We start from the raw sequence: 18,721 nt of genomic DNA, 5'->3' as shown, positions 1-18,721 counted from the left end.
GTTGTGTGTACATGTCACTATTCGGCACTTGCCGCTCGACGAGTCACAATCCCCGACATTCGTTCATATGAGCGCTTCGGCTCTGCATAATTCCGGTGGAGGACTCGTGGAGACCTCCACCGGAAGCAGAGGGGGTTCCGTGATCTCGCCCGATCAGAGTGGAGAGCTTGTCGAGGCCACCTACAGCTGGGCCCGGTCGCTGGGGACGGCGTTCGGTGGAGTCGAGCAACGCAGGCCCGACGGCGACGAGCTGGCGGCCCATCAGGTGAACGCGGCCGTCCTGCAGGCCCGGCAGCGGGTGCTGCTGGTGGAGGCGGCGGACAGCGCGCCCGGCCCCCGCTGCTGGCTCGGGCTGCTGATCGCGGCGCTCGCCGAGAGCGCCCGGCGGGGCAGGGACGTGCGGCTGCTGATCGGCGGCAAGCGGCCGTGGCGTCCGGAACGGGCCGCGGAGTGGGCGGCGCTGGACGACCTGCACCGGGCGGGCGTGACCGTCCGGACGGTGCCCGGCCTCGTGCCGTCGATGCTGCTGGCCGACGCGGTGGTCCTGCTGGGCGCGGCCCGGGAGGCGCCCGGCGGTCCGGGCGACGTGCTGCAGGTGACCGAGCGGCCGACCGCGCAGGTCGCGCACCACCTGGCGGCGATGCTCTGGGAGAGCGGCGAGCCGGTGTTCTGAGCCGCCGTCGGATGGGTGAGGCAGAGGGCTCGGTGTGGTCGGGCCGGCCGGGGATGCGGTCGGCCCGAGGCGGGGGAGGCGGCGTCAGACGCGGCGGATGTCGCGGCGCAGCCGCCACACCGCGAGGGCCCCGAACAGGACCGTCCAGGTGGCCAGGCCCGCCACCGGCACCAGGACTTCGCCGCCGGAGACCGCGGCCCGGGCGAGCGCGCCCGAGCCGTACGCCGGGGTGAACGGCGCCAGATCGCGCAGGACTTGGGGCAGCACCTCCAGCGGGATGAACAGGCCGCCGAAGACCGCGAGCAGGGCGAGGCCGGGGCCGGCCAGCTGCATCACGTTCTCGGAGGGCAGCAGCAACCCGCACAGCAGGCCGAGGACCGCGAACAGCAGTGAGGGCAGCCAGGCCGCGGCGGCGGCGAGCAGCCACTCGTCCCAGCCGAGCCGCACGCCGAAGGCCGCGCCGAGCGCGAACTGGGCTGCCACCGACACGAGTCCGAGCACCATCGCGGTGATCGCCTTGACCGCGACCTGGCCGAGCGGACGCATCGGGGTGAGCCGCAGCTGTCGCTGCCAGCCGAGGGCCCGCTCGACCGCGATGCCGGCGCCGCAGCCGGCCGCGCCGACCATCGCGCCGTACGCGGCCATCGAGACCATCACCTGGGCCAGCGGTCGCCCGCCGGACGCCCGGCTGGGCAGCCCGTAGAGCAGGAAGAAGGACGTCGGCATCGCGATCACCAGCACCACCGTGCGCACGTTGCGCAGGACCCGGCGGATCTCCAGGGCGAGGACGGTCCGGTTGCAGCCGCGCAGCGGCGAGCCGACGGGGAGCGGCAGGGACACGGAGGCCTCTCAGTCCTGGGTGCGGGTGGACGGCGGGACGGCAGCGGGCGACGGCGGGACGGCCGCTGCCAGGGCGAGGAAGGCCTCCTCCAGCCCGGAGGAGCTCACCTCGATCTCGCGGGCCGCCGTACCGGCGAGGTGGCGCACCACCAGGTCGGAGTCCTGGGTGTGGACGGTGACGGTGGGGCCGCGCTGCTCGACCCGGTCGACGGACGGCAGCGCGCGCAGGGCGGCCAGGTCGGCGTCCGGCCAGTGGGCGCTAACCACCCGCCCGGCGGCGTGGCCGCGGATCTCGGCCGGGGTGCCGTCGGCGGCGATCCGGCCGGCGGCCATCACCACCACGCGCTCCGCATACTGCTCGGCCTCGTCGAGGTGGTGGGTGGCGAACAGGACGGTGGGCCGGCTCGGGATCCGGCCGACGGCGTCCCAGAACTGGCGGCGGCCGGTGACGTCCAGACCGGCGGTGGGCTCGTCGAGGACCAGCAGGCGGGGGCGGCCGAGCAGCGCCAGCGCGAAGTGCAGCCGGCGCCGTTCGCCGCCCGAGCAGGCGCCGACCCGGCGGCGGGCGACCGCCCGCAGGCCGGCCAGGTCGAGGGCCTCGCCGAGCGGCAGCGGGTCGTGGTGCAGCGAGGCGAAGTAGCGCAGCGTCTCGGTGACGGTGAGGTCGTGCAGCAGGCCGCCGTCCTGGAGGACGGCGCCGACCTCGCCGCGGGCGGCGGCCTCGGCCGGGGTGCCGCCGAGGACGGTGACGGTGCCCCGGTCGGGGGTCTGCAGGCCGAGGATCAGGTCCATCACCGTCGTCTTGCCCGCGCCGTTCGGGCCGAGCAGGGCGGTGACCTCGCCGGGCTTCAGGTCGAGGCTGATCCCGTCGACGGCGCGGACCTCGCCGAAGGTCTTGGCGACGTCGTCCAGGCGGAGACCGCTCATGGCCCCGCCGGGTGCGCTGCTCACCACGCCACCACCCGGGTGTCCTGGCCGATCCGGAAGCCCGCCTGGAAGCGGCTGACCGCGTCGGTGGCGCTCATGATGTCCGCGATGTGGCGGCGACAGGTGCGCAGGGACACGTTCAGGCTGCGGGCGATGGCCTCGTCCTTCTCGCCCTCCGCCAGCCGGCGGATGATCTCGCGCTTCAGGTTGCTCTCCAGCATCTCGTCGATCGGGTTGGCGGGCCGCAGACAGCGGGCGGACGGCCAGACCAGGTCGAAAGCGGCCGCGACGGCCTCGGCCACCACGGCGTCCCCGATCACCAGGGTGGGCGGGTCGTTCTCGGGGGTGCGGGGCAGCATCGCGGCGACCCGTCGATCCACCACCAGGACCGCGTCGAGCTGCCGGTCGAGTTCGCCGCCGGTCTCGGCGACCCGGACGTGTTCGGCGAGCGGATGGCCACCGAGCAGCTCCCGGCAGCTGTCCAGAGCCTCCGGGTCGAACAGGGCGCGGCGGTCGAAGTCGTGCCAGGCGAGCGCGAAGTCCCACAGGTCGAGAGCCGCCGCACCCGGACTGCGCTGCCAGATCACCGCGGTCCGGGCGCTGCGCAGCAGGTCGGCGAGGGTGGCGCTGACCGCGCGTCTACCGGTGGCGCTCTCGTACTGGGCGAACCGGTCCGCCGCCGCGCGGACCGTCGTGGAGGTTCGGGCAGCCGTGATTGGTGTCGGCTGCACGATTCCACTGGAGTACAGGGTCATGTGACACCTTTCTGCCTTGTGGGCATCCCCGTGTTTCACGTGCTGCTGCTCCGGCGGGTAGGCCGGCCCCTGCGGTGCGACCGGCCCCGGACGCCTCCGGGTACGGCGGGGAAAGTCTAGGTTCGGGCGACGGCTCCGGGCAGGCCTGACGTACAGTCAACTACCCCAAGGGAAAGCAAAATCATGGCGAGCTGCGCCTCCGTGGCGAGGCCCAGGCCGAGCCGGTTGTGGGCCATGTGCAGGTGCGAGGCGAGGATCTGGCGGGCCCGCCCCGGGCCGAGGTCGGCGGCGAGGGCGGCGGTAGCCACGGCGAGCCGCCGGGTGAACGGCGACCAGCGGCCCGACTCCCCGGCGGCGAGCCGCCGCAGCGCCGGGGCGCACGGCAGCAGTGCCTCGGCCTTGGCCTGGAGGGCGGCCGGGTCGGGCGGCGTGGTGTTGAGCAGGGCGCGCCAGCCTGCAGTGTTGGCGTGCAGGAACTCCTCCTGGTCGGGCCAGGCAGGCAGCGCCGCGGCGAGCAGTTCGAGCCCGTCCAGCAGGGTCCGGCCGCGCCCGGCCTGCCCTGCTCGGGCGGCGCAGGCTCGCAGGCAGACCACACTGGAGACGTGGAACAGCTGCTCGGCGGCAGCCATCGCGTCCGGCCCGCCGTAGCGCTCCACCTCCGGCTCGTACGCGGCGCGGTGGACACCTGGGGTGAGCAGCTCGCCGGCCGGGAGGCTGGAGCCGTACTCGCCGAGCGCGGCGAGCGGGGCGGCCAGCTCGGCGTAGCCGGCCGCGGTGAGGCGGCCTTCGACGGGCAGGGCGTTCTCGACCTCGGCCAGGCTGCGCGCCAGTTCTGCCTCCACGTCGTCTGCCTGATTTTCAGTCAGATCGGCTATGCGCAGGCGCAGGTGGGGGCCGCGCTGCCAGTAGCGGAGGTAGAACCAGGGGCGGGGCGTGCCGTCGGCGGACGGTCCGGCCATCCGGAGGGCGCCGGGGACGCATGCCAGCAGGACCCGGTCCAGCACCGCCGGGTCGGCGGTCGGGACGTGCAGGTGCCAGCTGTGCCAGCGCAGTTCGGCGCTCATCCGCGCAGGTCCCAGAGCGGCCCGGTGTACCGGGGGGTGCCGCAGACAGTCATGAAGACCGGGACCTCCTTGCGGTCGAGCCCCAGCAGGGGCTGCAGGTGGTGTTCGTCGTAGGAGCGGGCCGGCCGGGCGACCAGGCCGTGGGCGGCGGCGGCCAGGCACAGGCCGTGCGCGGCCCAGCCGCACCACTGCGCGGTGAGAGCAGGTGCGGCGGGGCCGAACTCCTCGACCAGGGCGGCGGGTTCGGCGCTGTGGACGTACAGCACCGAGGCGTGCCGCAGGGCGATGCCGGTGTCCGGGCCGTCGGGCCGGCCGAAGCCGGGTTCGAGGCGGGCGGGCAGGCCGGGGCCGGGCCGGTGGGCGGTGAGCCGGCCGTCGGTCAGGCGGTAGGCGCCGTCGGGGAGGCCGGCGACGCCCTGGAGGACGACGGTACGGCGGATCCGCTCGGCGATGCGCGCCAGCAGGGTGTCCGGCGGCGGGACCGCCGCCCAGGCCAGCAGGTCGCGCAGGGCGGGTTCGGCGACGGGCGCCGGGCGCAGGGCGAAACCGTACCGGCGGCCAGGCACCCGGCCCGCGGAGCGCCGCCACAGGACGTCGGCCCAGCTGGGACCGGGGGCGGTGGCGTGCGCCGGGATGCCGGTCAGCGGACCGGTGGGCGAGCTGGTCCGGCAGCGGCTGAGGGCCCGGCAGTCCTCGGCGTCCGGGTCGTCGGTGGTGAACCGGGCGGGGTCGGCGGGCGCGGGCGGCGTCCCGGGCAGTGGGTGAGCGGGTCCGAGCCGGTGGGCGGTCAGTGCGACGGACAGCGGGGCACTCCAGCGGCCCGGCCCAGCGTCGGCGAGCAGCTGCTTGGCGGGCCTGGAGTCGGCCTCGATGCGGCCGGGGACGCCGAAGGCCTCGGCGGTGACCGCCCACGCCCGCAGATTGACGCCGAGCTCCGCCTCGCAGACCGCGAACCGCAGACTGCCGTACCCGGCGGGCAGATCGGAGTAGCGCGCGGCGAGCACCAGCCGGATACGGTTGTCGGCCGACTGGCCGGGCGGCGGCGAGGTGAGGTCGACCAGGGCCCGGCGGTACGGGTCGAGGTAGCGGCGGATGCCGCCCGGGCCGCCGAGCAGGACGTGCACGGGGTGGCGGGCCCGGCCGGAGGCGGTGGCCCGATGGTCGGGGAACTGGTGATCGGGCTCGCGCCGCTGCAGGCCGAAGGCGGTGGCCAGCGCCGTGCCCAGCGGGTCGGCGGGGTGGTGCAGCGGCTCCGGGAAGGGGGTGGCGGCGAGGAGCTCGTACAGGTCGCCGGGCAGTGGCGTGCCGGTGCTGCCGCGCGCGTCCGGGGGCGGCTGGAACGCGGTGGTCGGGGCGGCGTCGTCGATGGCACGCTGCTCGCCGAGCAGCCGCTTGCCCGGCCCCTGCCGGTAGCTGAACGCGAGCGCCTCGGCCGGGCTGACGGCCGGGCCGACTGCAGGGACTGCCGACGGGCTGGCGGCGCGGCGGAGACCCGGGCTGAGAGCTGGGCCGGCCGCCGGGCCGGGCACCGGGCTGGATGCCGCGTGGGCGGTCGGGCCGGCTGCGGGGCTGGCCGCAGAGCCGTTGGTGGGGGCGGCGGCCGGGTGGGCGGTCACGGGAAGGGGTGGGGGTCGAAGGGCAGGTCGCGTTCGTCGGCGTCCAGGGTGTCGAGCAGGCGAGGCAGTCCGGCGAGGCGCTGTTGGGCGTGGCCGAAGCACATGGGGACGATGCCGGGGACCACGGCCTTGACGGCGGTCATGCCGTGCGCGGTTTGCTCGGGGGTGGACTGGTCGACGATCAGGATCTGCCGCAGCCCGGCGGCGTCGTAGAGCCCGGCGACGTGGTCGAGGGCGCCGCGGACGTCGCCTCGGGCGGCCCGTACCAGGGCGTGCGGCCAGTCCGGGAACGCCTCGGCGGGGGTGGTGGTCGGCCCGCCGAGGACGCGCTCCACGCGGGGGAGCAGCTCGGGGAAGGTGTAGCGCCGCCAGTGCTCGGCGATGGTCTGGATGGACCACGGGTCGTCGACGGTGTGTTGGTACTCGTCGGGATCCCAGGCCAGGCCGCCGCTGACCATCTGGGTGAGCTCCCACAGCGCGGCGCGGACGGCCTGCTCCGGGTCGGGGTGGCAGCCGGCGGTGCTGAAGCTGGCGGGCAGTGCGCGGCGGCGGTTGACGGCCAGCGCCCATACCGTGGGCAGTGCCAACTGGTCGGTGATGACCAGCAGGTGGACGTCGTAGCCGTGCTCGTCGGCGAGCCGGAGCATCATCCGGCTGGCGGGGTCGCGGATGGCCGCCGGGTCGAGTGCGGGCAGTGGCCGGGCGCGGTGCCAGGCGAGCAGGAAGGCGTCGCGCTCGGCGAGTTCGAGCAGGGCGTGCAGTGCGGCTTCCTCGTAGCCGGAGCCGAGGGCGCTGCCGCTGGAGGACTCCAGGAAGCAGTTGCGGCCGGCGTCCGATCCCTCGCCGTACGGGCGCAGGTCGTACCGGTAGCGGAAGAAGCCGATCTCGGCGGGGACGAGCCGGGGCGCCCCGCCGTCGAGCGGGTGGGACCAGACCCAGTCCAGCCGGGTGTCCGGGGTCCAGCGGCGCAGCCGGCTGTGCGGGGAGGCGAGTTGGGCCTCGGTGTGGTGGCCGAGGGTCGCCGGGTCGAGGGCCGGGCCGCCGAGTTCGCGGTAGGTGCGGCCAGGCAGCAGCGGGGTGTGGTGCGGGTACCCGGCGGTGCGCTCGTACGCCTCCAGGACGGAGATCGCCTCGGCCTCGCGGAAGGATCCGGCGCGGCCCATACCGGCGGGGGTGCCGGCGAGCAGTTCGGTCTCGGTGATCGGGTACGTACCGGCGGCGTGCCGGGTGGTGCGGGTGATCGGGCCGAAGCGCGGGTCGGCGAGCGAGGCGCGCATCCGGGCCGGGTCGAGGTCGAACGGGGCGACCGGACCGCGCAGCGGCAGCCGGGCGGGGGTCGGCCGGGGCGCTGTGGGCCGGGCGGGCGGCGGTGCGGTGTCGGCGAGCAACGCGGGTGGGGGGTCGCCGCAGACGGTACAGCCGTGGTCGCGGGCGACCCGGTGGCGGCTGGTCCGGCCGTCGGCGGTGACGGCGGTGGCCGTGCCGGGTTCGGCGTCGCGGGCGGCGAGGTTGGCCAGCAGGGTCTCGACGGTGGCGGCCAGCCAGGGCGGTAGGGCGCGGGCTTCGCGGGTGGCGGCGGCCGGGCGGTGCGGGGATGTCTCGCGGTCGGCGCGCTGCCGGACGAACCGCTGCTCGGGCTCCAACCGGCGGGCCCGGTCGGCTCGTTCGGCGCAGCCCGCGCAGCCGCGGTCGGTGCTGGGCGTCCACAGCGGGCCGATCAGGATCTCCTGGGCGGTGAGCCGGAGGGAGAGCAGGGCGCGGTCCTCGGCGCGGGCCCGGTCGAGGGCGGCACGCTCCCAGTCGGCGTCGTGGCCGGAGCGGGCGGCGAGCAGGATGCCGGGGCCGAGGGCGTCGGCCCAGCGCTGCCAGGGCCAGGAGGCCGGCAGTCCGGGGCCGAGCAGGGGCGCCGGGCGCAGGGCGGTGGTCATGCGCACCACACCCGTCCGGCGGTGGTGGGCAGCGGGCCGAGCACCGGGTCGTGGGTGCGGACCACGGCGCGCAGTGTGTGGCCGTGCGCGGCGAGCCGGGCGGTGAGCTGCATGAGTGCGGCCTCGGCCTGGGCGCCGGTGAGCTCCTCGGCAGGGGTGGCCGGTCCGGCGGCGGCGAGCCGGGCGCGGGTCTCCGGGTCGGCCTGGGCCTGGGCGACGGCGGCGGTCAGGGCGGCCTCCAGTGCGGCGGAGCGGTTGTCCCCCCAGGCGGCGGCGCGCAGCTCCCCGGTGGTGTCGGTGACCTCGGCGAGCTGCCAGTCGGTGCCGTCGAGCCGGCGGACCGTCAGGGTGGTGTCGCGGTGGAACCACTCGTCCAGCACGCTCCACATCGAGCGCTGCCGGGCGCTGTCCAGCTCCTCCCAGGCGACCGATGCGGGCGCGGCGAGGGCCGGCAGCAGGAGGCGCAGCGCGCCGTCCAGCAGGAAGCGGGTCGGGCTGCTGCCGGCGGCGGGGACGGAGTACGTGGGGTGCTGAGTCCCGGGCGGGCAGTCGCGGTCGGCGAGGGCGCGCAGGGCGTGCAGGACGGCGCCCAGGACGGCGGCGGCGCGGGTGCGGCCCCAGGCAGCGAGCAGGTTGCCGCCGAGCGGGCGGACGGTGGCGAGGGAGACGGGCAGCTGCGGCAGCGGGCCGTCGTCACCGGGGACGACGAGCCCGGTCCAGGGAGCGGTGAGCGGAGCGAGTGTCCCGAGGATGGCGGCGGCGTCCGGGACGGCGGTGTCGGGACGCTCGGCGGTGCCGGGACGTTCGGGGGCGTCGGCGGTGTCGTCGACGTCGGAGGGCTCGGCGCTACGGGGCGGTTCGGCCAGGACGGTCCACTCGGGGCCCGTCCGCGCGGGCGGGGGCGGGAGTTGGCTGGTCGTCAGGTGCGGGCCGTGGATCAGCAGCGGGCCGGGGCGGCCAGGGCCGCCGAGCAGGCGGTCCAGGGCGGTGTGGGCGGCCAGCGACCCGGCGAGGGTCGCGCTGAGCGGGGTGGGCGCGGCCTCGTGCGGCCGGGCGTCCAGCCAGGCGGCGATCCGCCCGGTCAGGGCGGCGGGTTCGCTGCCGTCGCCGAGCAGGGCGTAGCGGTCCTCGGTGTGGACGGTGACCGCCCAGTCGGCGGCGGAGCGCAGGGTGAGGGCTGGTCCGTCGGCGTCCTGCGCGGGCAGGTCGGTGACACCGGCGGCGCACAGGGTGCGGACGGCGGTGCGCGCGGCCGGGCCGGTGCCGAGGACGATGACGGTGGTGGCGCGCAGCACGGCGAAGTCCCGGTAGGGGTCGACGCTGCGGGTCTCCAGGTGGGCGAGGACGTCGGCGTACTCGGCGGCGGTCTGCGGGTCGGGCGCGGGCACGGTGAGGGCGTCGAGGTCGAGCAGGACGTCCTGGTGGAGCAGCCGGCCCAGCACGTGGGCGAGGACGGGCCGGGCGGCCGGGTCGCCGGTGGCGGCGGTCAGCTGGTCGAGGTCGGCGCCCTCGGTGAGCGGGCCGAGCAGGCCGTCGACCAGCTCGTACAGGGCGGGCGGGCCGGCGAGGACGAACTCGCGGCCGCCCCGGGCGACGTACAGGCCCTGCGGGACGGGCGCGTAGTGGGTGTCGGGCCGCAGCTTGACTCTCATCGGTCGGTGGCCTCCCGGTCGACCTCGACCGCCCACTCGAAGGCGTTCGCGCCGTTGCGGACCTCGGGCAGCGCCTCCTCGAAGTAGCCGCGGTGGCGGCGCTCCATCAGCCGGGGCAGCACCCGGACCATCAGGGCGCTGGCGAGGTCGAGGTACTGAGGCTTCTCGCGGCGGCGGGCGGCGATGATCTGCTCGATCCTCGGCGCGGCGGACTCCTCGCCGGGACGGGCCATTCCGGGCAGCCGCCACAGCGGGGTCTTGACGACGATCTGCTCGGGCACCTCGTGCCGGGCGCGCCAGGCGGTGAGGGCGAGCAGGTCGGCGACCTCGTCGACCGGGGCGGTGGGCGCGGGCAGGTCCTCGCCGGGGTACCAGCGGCGGCGCTGCAGGATGCAGTCGCCGGCCACCAGCCGGGGGTACCGCACGGTCGGGGCGGTGTCGCCGAGCGGGCGGGCGGCGGTGCGGTGGGCGCGCTCGACCGGGTCGAAGGCGACCAGGCTGGGCCCGTGCAGCCAGGCGGCGACCAGCAGCGGGGCGGGCTGGGCGTCGATCCACTTCATGCCGAGCGAGAGCACCCGGATCGGCTGCCCGTCGCCGTCCAGCAGGACGAGCCGGTCGGTGGCGGGGTCGTGGACCAGCCGGGCGCGGACCCAGTCCTGCGGGGTGAGGCGGCGTTCCAGCAGCGGCAGGCGGTGGTTGAGGTTGCTGCCGTGCAGGCCGTGGTCCTCGACGGGCTGTTCGCCGCGTCCGGAGTGCAGCCGGTGGAGCCGCTCGCGCAGCCGGTCGCGGAAGACGCCGTCCTGGTCGGCGGTGTCCAGGAAGCGGGTGGTGAGCTGCCCGGACCCGGGGTAGCAGGCGTTGACCACCAACCGGTCCGCGCCGGCGGGCTGGACCAGCAGGCCGTACGAGGGGCTGTCCCCGGCGCACTCCTCGGGCAGGCCGTCGGCGAGGGCGGCCAGTTCGGCGGCGGTCAGCCGGGCCTCGGCCAGGCCGTCGGCTCGGGAGCGCTCCAGCAGCTCGGTGAGGGCGCCCTCGGCGCGGGTACGGGCGCGGTGGAGCTGTGCCAGGACGCCCTCGGCGGCGGCCGGGTCGGTCTCCACCCGCTGCTGCCGGGCCCGGACCTCGGCGACCAGCTCGGGGGCGTGGTCGAGCAGCGGGGCCTGACCGCCGGTGCCGAAGCGGTCGGTGAAGGCCCGGACCAGCAGGGCGCGTACGTCGTGGTGGCGGTCGAAGAGGTGCAGGAACCGGCCGACGGCGGGCAGTTCGCCGAGCGCCGTGGCGTGGCCGCCGGGGCTGACCGGGGTGGGCGGCAGCAGGTGATCCTCGTTGACCCGCAGCCGCACCGGCACGGCGCTGAGGGTGTTGAGTTCGCGGCCGGCGCGTTCGATCCGGCTGAGCGCGGCGACCCGTTCGGGCACGGCGGCCCGGGCGGCGCGGGTGAGCTCGGCGCCGATGCCGTCGAGGAGTTCGGCGGCCCGGCCGTGGCCGGTGGCGAGCGCGGCGGTGGCGTCGGCGAGCAGCGTGGTGCTCTGCTCGTCCAGCAGCGGAGCGGGGATGAGGATCTGCGCCCGGACGGCGGCGGTGATCAGCGTGCCGGCGGCCTCGACGGGGACACCGAGGCGGTCGGCGGTGGCCGCGGCGAGCTCCGGCGGGGTCAGCGGGCCCATCTCAGTGAGCCGGAGCAGCACCGTCAGCTCGCGGTTGAGCTCGGCGGCGAGCATCCGGCCCTGGCCGTCGCTGTGGTGGTGGAAGCGGATCCGGTCGCCCTCGACGCGCAGCATCGGGTTGCGGGCGAGCACGGTCGGGCTGGTGTGCTCCGGGGCCTGGAGGATGCCGTTGACCAGGCCGGACAGCTGCGGCTGGTCGAGCCCGAGCACGCTGCGGGCGTCCCGCCGGGCGAAGCGCACCTGGTCGAGCGGGGTGCCGTCGTCCGCCCATTCGGCGAAGGCGACGGCGGTCAGCCGGGCGAGCGGGCTGACCCGGACCACCGCGCGCGTCCAGTGCTGGACCAGTCCGCGCTCGGACTTGCGGTCGCGGGCCGAGGCGCGCCCGGCGGCCTTGCGGTAGCGCTGCACCGCGTCCAGGACCTGCGGGGAGTTCAGCGCCAGCGAGAGCTGGAACGGCTCGCTGCCGAGCACGTCCGCGAAGGCAACGCGCTCGTGGGCGAGGAACGCGGCGTGCCCGGTCCGGACGGCGGTCCGGGCGAGCCGCCGGCGGTCGTCGGCGTCCAGCCAGGCGGTGACCGGTTCGGGCAGCGGCTCGGGCCACGGCCCCGGGCCGGGATCGCGGTCGTTGTGGACGGCGCGGCGCAGGTGCAGCAGCCGGTGCCGGTCGGCGCCCTCGGCGTGCGCGATCGCCTTGTACAGGCTGTCGCAGGCCGGATCGGCGAGCCGGGCGCAGCGCTGCTCGGACTCGGCGAGCGCGCTCAGCGCGGTGCGCAGCTCGGGCGCGGCGAGCCGCCGCCCGGGGGTGGGGTTGATCCGCAGCATCACGCTGTCGGCCAGCACCCAGCCGCCGGCGGACGCGGACGGGTGAGGCGGCGCGGCGGGTTCGGCGGGGGAGGGAACGGCGAAGGTGGGCACCGGGGAGCGGCCTCTCTGGGAGCGGAACGCGGCTGCGCGACGGAAAGCGGGGTGCGCTTATGGAGCGCTGGTGCGCGCTACGGAACGCGGGTGCGCCACGGAGCACGGGGGCGCCACGGAGCACGGGGGCGCGCTGCAACGCGGATGCGCGCGGGAACGCGGCTTGGGACGGCGCGACTTGGCGACGGCGCGCGGCGCCCACCGCGGGTCCGGGGCCCGGGACGGGCCGCACCGGAGCGCGGGCGGGCACGGCGGCGAAGCGGGGCCGGCGGCCGTCGGCAGGGGGCGAGGGTCAGGACGCGGCGAGCTGGCTGCGCCGGGCCCGCATCCGTTCCACCGACGTGGCTCCGGTGAGCTCGTCCGCCGCCTCGGCGATCCCGTAGCAGAGGTAGTAGCGCTGCATGGGGGTGATGCCGAAGCAGGTCAGCGTCGGGTAGAGGGTGTTGAGCAGCAGCCGGTACGCGTTCTGCCGGTAGTTCTGCTCGGCCGCCTGCCGGTTCTCCAGGTACGCGGCGATGAACTCGCTGCGCACCGGCCTGCCCAGCGGGTACTCCATCGGGCCGACGGCCTGGTGGATGGCGTCCTCGTTGAGGGTGCCGTGCGCGCACGCCGCCTCGGCGGTGCCCCAGATCCGGGTCAGCGCCTTCTCCCAGCCGGCCAGCAGCGCGCTGTCGACGGGCCGGGTGAGCGCCTCGGTGAAGCGTTCCGCGTCCTGCCGGTACCGCCGGGCGTAGATCGCGCGCAGGTCGGTGTGGTTCCCGGTGGCGGAGCAGACGCCCTCGACGTGGGAGCGCAGGGCCAGGGTGCCCACGGGGTAGCCCTGCGGGTGGGAGCGGGCGACCAGGGCGAGGATCCGGGCGAGCTGCGGCAGCAGGTCCTCGTCGGGCAGCGCGGCGGTGTCCAGGACGGAGTCCAGGTAGGCGTCGGCCATCAGGTCGCGGGTGAGCAGCAGCGGGGCGGAGAAGCGGGCCGCGTCCTCGTCGGGTCCGGACTCGACGTGGCCGTGCGGGTGCAGCGGCAGCGGGTCCTCGCGGCGGTTCTCCCAGCGGCCGAGCTGCTCGGCGCGGCGCAGGTAGTCGCTCTCGGTGGGCGGCTGCGCGGTGAGCGCGGCGGCGGCCCGGCCGGCCTGCTCGGTGAACTCCTCCAGCACCGGCGGCCGGTGCGGGTAGGAGCGGACCAAAACCCGCAGGTGCGAGCCGTGCAGCCAGCCGCGGCGCAGGTGCACCACGGGAAGCTGCTGCGCGTCCCTGAGCTGCCTCAATGGCGTGTCCAGGGCGCGCAGCAGGTCCCGCGGCTGCGCCGAATGGTCGGTGATACGTACGGCCGTGCCCGGGCCGATGGTGTCCATGGCGTGTCTCCCGGAGGTACGCGAGGCGACCGGTGCGGCTGAGACCGCGCGGTCGTTCGCAGGTGGCCGATGGGCTGTTCGGTGGCGCCGTCCCCGTCCGTCCTCAGTGCGGAACGTGCGGAACCTTTTCCGCCTGGCGGATCGTCAGCGCCTCAGCTGCTGGGGCCAGGTCAGCAGCAGGAGGTGGACAGCGAGCCGGAGATGCCGTTCAGGTCGGCCTCGCCGAGGACCTCCTCGCCGTCGGGGGTGACGGTCGGGTAGATGATGACGATGGACGCGCCCATGTCGGGCAGCGCGACGCCGTCGCCGGCCTCCAGGACCTCGAGCTCGGTGACGTCGAAGGCGCCGAAGTCGATGCTCATGGCGATTTCCTCTCGGTTCGTTCGAGGACGCCGATCGTCCTCGCAACGGCAATCAGCTTCCGGCCCGGGAGATCGAACCGGCAAGCGGATGGCGCGGCATCAAGTTGCCGTCCTATGACGGGTTTTGACGCGATCAGGAACCGGATTTGACGGTTCGTGGGGGCGCCGTCGGCAACCGGAACGGAGCAAACCGGTCATTTCCCGCTTGCAGTTTGCTGCCAACGACCTCTCCGGGTCCCCGTCCGCTCTGGACGGCATCGGTGCCGAGCTCGCAGAGTCGGTGATCGGCCTGGCGGCGCACCTGCGGCCGCGGCCCTCCTTCCGCCGATCCGGCCGGGCACCCCGCTCAGAATCGGAGCCATCGTGATCCAAGCCCAGGGACTGACCCGAAGCTTCCGCACCCGCTCGGGCCCCATGGAGGCCGTCGCCGGCGTCGACCTGTCGGTCGCCGAGGGCGAGGCCGTCGGCTTCCTCGGCCCCAACGGGGCCGGCAAGACCACCACCGTGCGGATGCTGTGCACCCTGCTGCGCCCCACCTCCGGCACCGCCACCGTCGCCGGGCTGGACGTGGTGCGCCAGCGGGCGGAGGTGCGCCGGCAGATCGGCTACGTGGGGCAGAGCGGATCCGGCGGCGACCACCGCGCGGGCGACGAACTGCGCACCCAGGCAAGGCTGCAGGGCATGACGGCGGCGCAGGCCGCCGAGCGGGCCGCCGAGAGCGCCGAGCGCTTCGAACTGACCGAGCTGCTGGACCGCCCGTGCGGGCGGCTCTCCGGCGGCCAGCGCCGCCGCCTCGACCTGGCCCTCGGCCTGGTGCACCGGCCGAAGGTGCTCTTCCTCGACGAGCCGACCGCCGGACTCGACCCGCAGTCCCGCGCCAACCTGTGGGAGCACCTGCGGGCCCTGCGCGCCGAGCAGAACCTCACCGTCTTCCTGACCACGCACTACCTGGAGGAGGCCGACGGGCTCTGCGACCGGATCCTGGTCATCGACGGCGGGAAGATCGTCGCCGCCGACACCGCCAAGGCACTGAAGGACCAGATCGGCGGCGACGTGATCATCCTGGAGACCCAGCAGGTCGGCGACTGCGCCGCCGCCGCGGCCCGGGTCCTGCCCGACTGCCGGCCGGACGTGACCGCCGAACGCGTCCACCTGCACTGTGCCGACGCCCAGCGCCGACTGCCCGAACTGCTCAAGGCCCTGGACGCGGCCGGAGTCGCGCTCAGCTCGGTGGAGGTCAAGCGGCCCAGCCTGGAGGACGCCTTCCTCCGGCTCACCGGCCGCTCGCTGCGCGAGGACCGCCCCGCCACCGCCGCCGCCCCCGTCTCCGCTCCGGCGGTGGCCCGGTGAACACCCTCCGCACCAGCCTCATCATCTTCCGCCGCTCGCTGCGGTTCACCCTGCGCAACCCCGCCTGGGTGGTCATGAGCCTCATCCAACCGCTGCTCTACCTGGTGCTGTTCGGCCCGCTGCTGGCCAAACTCGCCGCCGTGCCCGGCTTCGGCAGCAATCCGTGGCGGGTGTTCGTCCCCGGCCTGCTGGTCCAGCAGAGCGTCTTCGCCTCCGCCTTCGTCGGCTTCGGCGTGATCGCCGAGATCCGCTCCGGCGTCCTCGACCGGATGCGGGTCACCGCCGCCGGCGAACTCGGCCTGCTGCTCGGCCGGGTGATGCGCGACGCCGTCGTGTACGCCGTCCAGGGCGGCCTGCTGGTGCTCGGCGCCGTCGGCCTCGGCCTGCGCGCCTCACTCGCCGGCGTGGTGCTCTCGTTCGTGCTGCTCTGCGTACTCGGCCTGGCGATGTCGGCGCTGTCGTACGGGCTGGCGCTGCGGATTCCCGCCGAGGACGTGTTCGGGCAGCTGATCAACGCGGTCACCCTGCCGACGCTGCTGCTCTCCGGCGTGCTGCTGCCGATGACGCTCGCCCCCGGCTGGCTGTCCGGGCTCTCCCGGGCCAACCCGCTGACCCACGTGGTCACCGGGGTGCGCGAGCTGTTCGACGGGCGGCTCACCTCCAGCGGCACCCTGACCGGCGCGGCGGTCGCGCTCGGCCTGGCCGCGCTCACCGTCTGGTTCGGGCTGCGCTCGGTCCGCTCCGCCGACCGCTGACGCCCGCGGCCGACCGCCACTCAGAAGGGAACTCCCGTGCCACTCGGCACCACCGCGCCGTCCGCCCCCGGGCAGCTGCTGCGCCACCGGCTCGGCAACGGGCTCACAGTCGTCCTGCTGCCCGACCCCGAGGTCCCGGCCGTCGCCGTCGCGGTCGCCTACGACGTCGGCTACCGCAGCGAGGCCCGCCCCGGCTTCGCCCACCTCTTCGAGCACCTGATGTTCCAGGGCAGCTCCACGCTCCCGAAGCTCGCCCACGCGGAGCGGGTGCAGGCCGCCGGCGGCGCGTTCAACGCCGTCACCCAGCGCGACCACACCTGCTACTACCAGGTGGTGCCCGCCGAGGCGCTGGAACTGGTGCTGTTCCTGGAGGCCGACCGGATGCGCGGCCCCCGGGTCACCCCGGAGACCATCGCCAACCAGGTCGCGGTGGTCGCCGAGGAGATCAACCAGAACTTCCTCGGCCGCCCGTACGGAGGCTTCCCGGCCTTCACCCTGCCGCCGGTGCTGTTCCACGAGCAGGCCAACGCCCACAACGGCTACGGCGACACCGGCACGCTGAGCGGCGTCACCCCCGAGGAGTGCGAGCGGTTCTTCGCCGACCACTACACGCCGGGCAGCGCGGTCCTCGCGATCAGTGGCGCCTTCGAGCCGCAGCACGCCCTCGACCTGGCCGAGAAGCACTTCGGCGCGCTGCCCGCCCGCCCCTGTACGCCGCGCCGCGACAGCCCCGAACGGCTGCCCGACGCCGAGCGCACCCACACCCTCACCGACCCGCTCGCCCCCGCCGCCGCGGTCGCCGTCGGCTGGCGCTGCCCTGCTCCCGGCACCCCCGAGCACCTGGCCGCCCTCCTGGTCGCCGCCCTGCTCGGCGACCCGCAGCACGGCCGGCTGCGCCGCACCCTGGTCCGCGACGGGCACGCCGCCCAGGCCGCCGTGCTCCCCTCGCTCACCGGGCAGGCCTTCGACGCCCGCGACCCGGAAGCACTGGTCGCCACCGCCGTCTGCGCGCCCGGCAGCACCCCCCGGCAGGTCGCCGACCTGATCCGGCACCAGCTCGACCTGCTCGCCGCGCCGGACGGCTTCGACGACGCCGAACTCGCCCGCGCGGTACGGCGCCTGCGGGCCGCCTGGTACAGCGAGACCGACCCGGTCGCCGCCCGGGCCCGGCGCGCCGCCGCCTTCGAAGTGCTGCTCGGCCGGGCCGAACTCGTCACCGAGCTGCCCCGGCTGCTCGCCGCCGTCGACGCCGGGCAGGTCCGGGCCGCCGCCGCGGCCCTGGCCGCCTGCCCGCCGGCCGTCCTCACCGTCGAACCCGCCGGAGGCCGCCCGTGACCACCACCCCCGTCGAGCCCGGGCCCGCTGCCCCCGCGACCGACGCCGCGGTGACCGGAGCCCCGGCGACTGCTGACTCCGTGACCCCCGCGACCGCGCGCGGTGACGCTGAGCTCGCCGACAACAAGGTGACCATTGCCGCAGTGCGCGCAGATGCTGCGCCCGCCGGCGCTGTGGCAACCGGCATCGTGCCCGCCGGTGCTGTGTCCGCCGCCGTGCCCGCCCGTGCCTCCGCGTCCGCCGCCCCGGACATCCCCGTGGTGCCGCCCCCGGCTGCCGCGCGGCCGATCGAGTACCGCGAGCGCACCCTGCCCAACGGCCTGCGGGTGCTCGCCGCCCGGCGCGCCGCCGTCCCGGTGGTCGAACTCCGCCTTGCCCTGCCGTTCGGCGGGGAGAGCGCCGAGCACGCGGCCGAGGCCGAACTCCTGGCCGCCGCGCTGACCTGCGGCGCGGCCCGCCGCGACCGCGCCGCCGTGGACGAGGTGCTCGCCGAGTACGGCGGCAGCCTGCGGGTCGAGGCCCGGCCGGAGCGACTCAAGGTCACCGCCCGGCTGCTGAGCGAGGGCCTGCCGACCCTGCTCGACCTCCTCGCCGACCTGCTCACCGGCACCGCCTTCCGGACGGCCGAGGTGGAGGCCGAACGCGCCCGGCTGCTCCAGCGGGTCGCGCTCGCCGGCCGGATGCCGCAGTACGCCGGCCGCTCCGCGCTGCTGCGGCACTGCTTCGGCGACCACCCGGCCGCCCGGGAGACCCCCGACGCCGCGCTGGTCCGTGCGGTGGCCGTGGACATCCTGACGCGCCGTCGCGCCGAGGGACTGCTTCCCGAGGGCTCCACCCTCGTCCTGGTCGGAGACCTGGTGCCCGAGCAGGCCCTGGACGCCGCCGCGCTCGCCCTCGCCGGCTGGACCGGGCAAGGCCCGGCCCGCGAGATGGCAAGCCCGCCACAGGTCACCGGCGGCCCGGTCGCCGACGTCCGGATGCCCGGCCTGCGGCAGGCCGAGGCGCGGCTCGCCGCGCCCTCGCTGCCCCGGACCGACCCCGGTTTCGCCGCCCTGCACCTGGCCGAACTGGTCTTCGCCGGCTACTTCTCGTCCCGGCTGGTCCGCTCGCTGCGCGAGGAGGCCGGCTACGCGTACAGCGCCCGCTGCGCGGCCCACGAGATCGGCACCACCGCCGTCAACCTGGTCCAGTTCGGCGTCGACCCCCGGCACCGGGACGAGTCGCTGGAGCGTACCTTCGCCGTCCTCGCCCGGCTCAGCGGAGACCGGCCGCCTACCCCGGCCGAGGTCCGGGCCGCCGCCGGGTACAGCGCGGGCATCCGGTCGATCTCGCTGGCCACCCAGATCGGCCTGGCCGACGCCCTGCTCGACGCCGCCGTGCACGGCCTGCACCCGGTGTGGCTGACCGCCTTCCCCGCGTCCCTGGCGCAGGTGACGGTCGACCAGGTCGCGGAGGCGGCCCGCGTCCACCTCGATCCCGGCGCGTTCACCGGCATCGTCCTGCAGCCCTGAACCCTCACCCCACGCCCCCGGAG

General features: G+C 75.8%; 15 protein-coding genes. 5 read left to right on the top strand and 10 right to left on the bottom strand.

The window, feature by feature from the left end:
* The first annotated feature begins 139 nt into the window (after positions 1-139).
* Positions 140-673 carry a phospholipase D-like domain-containing protein gene (locus ABEB06_RS06450; protein WP_345695816.1) on the top strand — a complete coding sequence of 178 codons (534 nt, stop codon included), beginning with the start codon at positions 140-142 and terminating at the stop codon, positions 671-673.
* An 84-nt stretch (positions 674-757) separates the two neighbouring features.
* Here the strand turns inward: ABEB06_RS06450 and ABEB06_RS06445 are convergent, their stop codons facing one another.
* The 10 genes from ABEB06_RS06445 to ABEB06_RS06400 form a co-directional block, all read right to left on the bottom strand.
* Positions 758-1,513 (bottom strand): ABC transporter permease, encoded by a 756-nt coding sequence (locus ABEB06_RS06445; RefSeq protein WP_345695815.1) that lies wholly within the window; start codon positions 1,511-1,513, stop codon positions 758-760.
* A 9-nt stretch (positions 1,514-1,522) separates the two neighbouring features.
* Complete coding sequence (locus ABEB06_RS06440; protein WP_345695814.1) at positions 1,523-2,464, bottom strand: ABC transporter ATP-binding protein; 942 nt, start codon at positions 2,462-2,464, stop codon at positions 1,523-1,525.
* Complete coding sequence (locus tag ABEB06_RS06435) at positions 2,461-3,171, bottom strand: helix-turn-helix transcriptional regulator (RefSeq protein ID WP_345695813.1); 711 nt, start codon at positions 3,169-3,171, stop codon at positions 2,461-2,463. The genes ABEB06_RS06440 and ABEB06_RS06435 overlap by 4 nt, the downstream gene beginning before the upstream one ends.
* Before the next feature lie 140 nt (positions 3,172-3,311).
* Complete coding sequence (locus tag ABEB06_RS06430; protein WP_345695812.1) at positions 3,312-4,259, bottom strand: thiopeptide-type bacteriocin biosynthesis protein; 948 nt, start codon at positions 4,257-4,259, stop codon at positions 3,312-3,314.
* Positions 4,256-5,875 (bottom strand): hypothetical protein, encoded by a 1,620-nt coding sequence (locus ABEB06_RS06425; protein ID WP_345695811.1) that lies wholly within the window; start codon positions 5,873-5,875, stop codon positions 4,256-4,258. Before ABEB06_RS06425 ends, ABEB06_RS06430 begins: the two co-directional genes overlap by 4 nt.
* A complete protein-coding gene (locus tag ABEB06_RS06420) occupies positions 5,872-7,803 on the bottom strand; it encodes a TOMM precursor leader peptide-binding protein (RefSeq protein WP_345695810.1) in 1,932 nt (643 codons plus the stop codon). The genes ABEB06_RS06425 and ABEB06_RS06420 overlap by 4 nt, the downstream gene beginning before the upstream one ends.
* Positions 7,800-9,455 carry a hypothetical protein gene (locus ABEB06_RS06415; protein WP_345695809.1) on the bottom strand — a complete coding sequence of 552 codons (1,656 nt, stop codon included), beginning with the start codon at positions 9,453-9,455 and terminating at the stop codon, positions 7,800-7,802. The genes ABEB06_RS06420 and ABEB06_RS06415 overlap by 4 nt, the downstream gene beginning before the upstream one ends.
* Positions 9,452-12,037 (bottom strand): lantibiotic dehydratase, encoded by a 2,586-nt coding sequence (locus ABEB06_RS06410; RefSeq protein ID WP_345695808.1) that lies wholly within the window; start codon positions 12,035-12,037, stop codon positions 9,452-9,454. Before ABEB06_RS06410 ends, ABEB06_RS06415 begins: the two co-directional genes overlap by 4 nt.
* A gap of 292 nt (positions 12,038-12,329) precedes the next feature.
* Positions 12,330-13,385: a hypothetical protein gene (locus ABEB06_RS06405; protein ID WP_345695807.1), complete on the bottom strand. Its 1,056-nt coding sequence runs from the start codon at positions 13,383-13,385 to the stop codon at positions 12,330-12,332.
* A gap of 170 nt (positions 13,386-13,555) precedes the next feature.
* On the bottom strand, positions 13,556-13,747 hold the full coding sequence (locus ABEB06_RS06400; protein ID WP_345695806.1) for a thiopeptide-type bacteriocin: 192 nt from the start codon (positions 13,745-13,747) through the stop codon (positions 13,556-13,558).
* Between the two features lie 363 nt (positions 13,748-14,110).
* On the opposite strand from ABEB06_RS06400, the gene ABEB06_RS06395 reads away from it, so the two are divergent.
* Genes ABEB06_RS06395 through ABEB06_RS06380 form a run of 4 tightly spaced genes read left to right on the top strand, consistent with a single transcriptional unit; the run spans position 14,111 to position 18,698 of the window.
* Positions 14,111-15,097: an ATP-binding cassette domain-containing protein gene (locus tag ABEB06_RS06395; protein ID WP_345695805.1), complete on the top strand. Its 987-nt coding sequence runs from the start codon at positions 14,111-14,113 to the stop codon at positions 15,095-15,097.
* Entirely contained in the window at positions 15,094-15,852 is a 759-nt protein-coding gene (locus tag ABEB06_RS06390; protein ID WP_345695804.1) for an ABC transporter permease, read from the top strand. Before ABEB06_RS06395 ends, ABEB06_RS06390 begins: the two co-directional genes overlap by 4 nt.
* A 36-nt stretch (positions 15,853-15,888) precedes the next feature.
* On the top strand, positions 15,889-17,187 hold the full coding sequence (locus tag ABEB06_RS06385) for a M16 family metallopeptidase (protein ID WP_345695803.1): 1,299 nt from the start codon (positions 15,889-15,891) through the stop codon (positions 17,185-17,187).
* Positions 17,184-18,698, top strand: coding sequence for a M16 family metallopeptidase (locus ABEB06_RS06380; RefSeq protein WP_345695802.1), 1,515 nt, complete (start codon positions 17,184-17,186; stop codon positions 18,696-18,698). Before ABEB06_RS06385 ends, ABEB06_RS06380 begins: the two co-directional genes overlap by 4 nt.
* Positions 18,699-18,721 lie beyond the last annotated feature (23 nt).

The organism is Kitasatospora terrestris, from assembly GCF_039542905.1.
In the GTDB taxonomy this organism is placed as follows: Bacteria; Actinomycetota; Actinomycetes; order Streptomycetales; family Streptomycetaceae; genus Kitasatospora; species Kitasatospora terrestris.
This window is presented reverse-complemented; position numbering and strand designations above follow the sequence as displayed.

Bases quoted from the DNA above. Each gene is read 5' to 3' on its own strand.
- ABEB06_RS06420 (WP_345695810.1), bottom strand. From the start codon at position 7,803: ATGACCACCGCCCTGCGCCCGGCGCCCCTGCTCGGCCCCGGACTGCCG.
- ABEB06_RS06430 (WP_345695812.1), bottom strand. From the start codon at position 4,259: ATGAGCGCCGAACTGCGCTGGCACAGCTGGCACCTGCACGTCCCGACC.
- ABEB06_RS06415 (WP_345695809.1), bottom strand. From the start codon at position 9,455: ATGAGAGTCAAGCTGCGGCCCGACACCCACTACGCGCCCGTCCCGCAG.
- ABEB06_RS06400 (WP_345695806.1), bottom strand. From the start codon at position 13,747: ATGAGCATCGACTTCGGCGCCTTCGACGTCACCGAGCTCGAGGTCCTG.
- ABEB06_RS06405 (WP_345695807.1), bottom strand. From the start codon at position 13,385: ATGGACACCATCGGCCCGGGCACGGCCGTACGTATCACCGACCATTCG.